The 1,837-nt window shown below is 62.6% G+C and carries 2 pseudogenes; both read right to left on the bottom strand.

Annotated elements, in window-relative coordinates:
• Positions 1-526: pseudogene (locus JHD07_RS38965) on the bottom strand (small-conductance mechanosensitive channel); the annotation flags it as partial.
• A gap of 985 nt (positions 527-1,511) precedes the next feature.
• A pseudogene (locus tag JHD07_RS38960) lies at positions 1,512-1,837 on the bottom strand (patatin-like phospholipase family protein); the annotation flags it as partial.

Genomic DNA, 1,837 nt, shown 5'->3' with positions numbered 1-1,837 from the left:
CATCCAGGAACGCAACCGGACGCCGGATCAGGCGGAAGATCACCCATTCCGCGCAGAAGGCCAAGCCGAACACCAGCGCCAGCTTCCAGGCGATCTCGATCAGAAGGTGATAGGCCGCGGGATCGTTCGCGGTCCGCATGATCCAATAATAGAACGCCGGGAAGTGCGTGAGCGTCCGCGCCATGCCGGCGATCTCGCGCGAGATTTCGCCGATCTCCTCCGACACGGTGAGCAGGAGCTGCGCACCGAGGCCGTCGGCCGAGAGCGGGATCGGCGATTTCGGCTCGGTCGCGGGCGTCGCGGGCTGTTGCGGACCGGATGCATTGGCGATCGCACGCAGCGTATCGATCATCTGCGCGCGCTTCCTGTCGTCCTGGAGCGTCTCCAGCGCGCGCCTGGCCTCCTCGCCTGACAGCGCGACAGCATCGTTCGGCGCCGGCCGAGGCGCCTCGGCGCTGGCGGTAGAGACAAAGGAGATCGCGAGGAAGAGAACGGCGAGAAGCGCGGGGGCAAGCTTGGGCGACACGAAGAGTCCCTGAAAAAATGCATGCGCCGGCGGTGTCGAGACCGTCACCGCCAAAGCGCATGCGTCATGTCGGATAGCCGTTATTCGCCCCCGGCCTGTGTCGGAAATGGGCCTCCGAGGCGACATTCTCTTGGCATTTGCCGCGATGCCATGATGGGGGAACTCGCGAGTTCGATTGACGCCGTCGCAGGCCAATTTCGCGCGCGTCGCGATCTTTCGAGACACCCGCTTACGCGGGCTCCCCCGGAATAGGACCGCGTGCGCGGAAGGAGCTTCAACAAGGTCCATGCCGCTTAGCCTCATCCTGAGGAGGCGCGTCAGCGCCGTCTCGAAGGACGAGGCGCGCGCTCACGTCGCGCAAAGGCCATCTGGAACCACGGCGCTATTTCGGAGGATCGGCCCGGAATGACGGCCAGGAAAAGGAGGACAAGAGGCAGAATGTCAATGACGGCAGTCGAGGCCAGCTACGTCACGGCCGCCTAACGCGACCGGTGATGCAAGAAACAGCGCCGGGAAGGTAGGGGCTTTGCCTCACTGATGCAGCCCGCTAAACCTTGACCCGGCGTGCCGTTCGCGGTTTCTGCCGCTATGCGATAGTCCGAACGAGCTCCATCGCAATCAACGCGGCTGGATTTGCGGAGGTGGAGTCATAGACCTCCCCTTGCTCATGAGGTGGACGTTGCGCGTCGCCTGTCTGCGACCATTGCGATGGTCCGCCTGAGACACAAAACTGTCAAGCAGGATCAAAGGATATGACGATCACATTTGGCGCGCGGGTTCCCCGAACGGCTGCACTCTTGTCCAATCGCGGAGTGCTTGCGCACCAGATGCGGACTTCAAGGGGGTGTCGAGGCATGGTGACATCATGCCCCTGTTTTGCCCGACGAGTCAAACCAGCTTCGAAAAATCCGCAAGAACATGACCCAATGGGCAAGTCATTGATTCCGCTAACCCCGGCTACTGTGCATGGGGTTGTTTTCGCGTTTTAAAGAAACATGTCCGCGAGGTCGACAGTCGAGGACTTCCCGATCTGGTCGAAGTTTTCCGCCAGCCAGCTTTGCGCCGCCTCGCGGCCCGCATTGCGCAGGCGGCACAGCAGGCTCCACTCGGGATGGAATTGCGTGGCCGTGCCGAGCTGCGACATCAGCTGGTCGTTGCCGATCCAATGCATGTACATGCGGCTGTGCCTCTCGCTGTCGAGCTCGCCGCCGTCGATCAGCCTCGCGGCGAAGGCGATCGCGCGCATCTCGCGCATCAGGGACGAGTTGAAGCTGATCTCGTTGATGCGGTGGAGGACGTCGGCGGCACTCG

This window comes from Bradyrhizobium sp. (genome assembly GCF_016462955.1).
Taxonomy (GTDB): domain Bacteria; phylum Pseudomonadota; class Alphaproteobacteria; order Rhizobiales; family Xanthobacteraceae; genus Bradyrhizobium.
The sequence above is the reverse complement of the archived record's forward strand: the minus strand, read 5'-3'. Positions and strand labels throughout refer to the sequence as shown.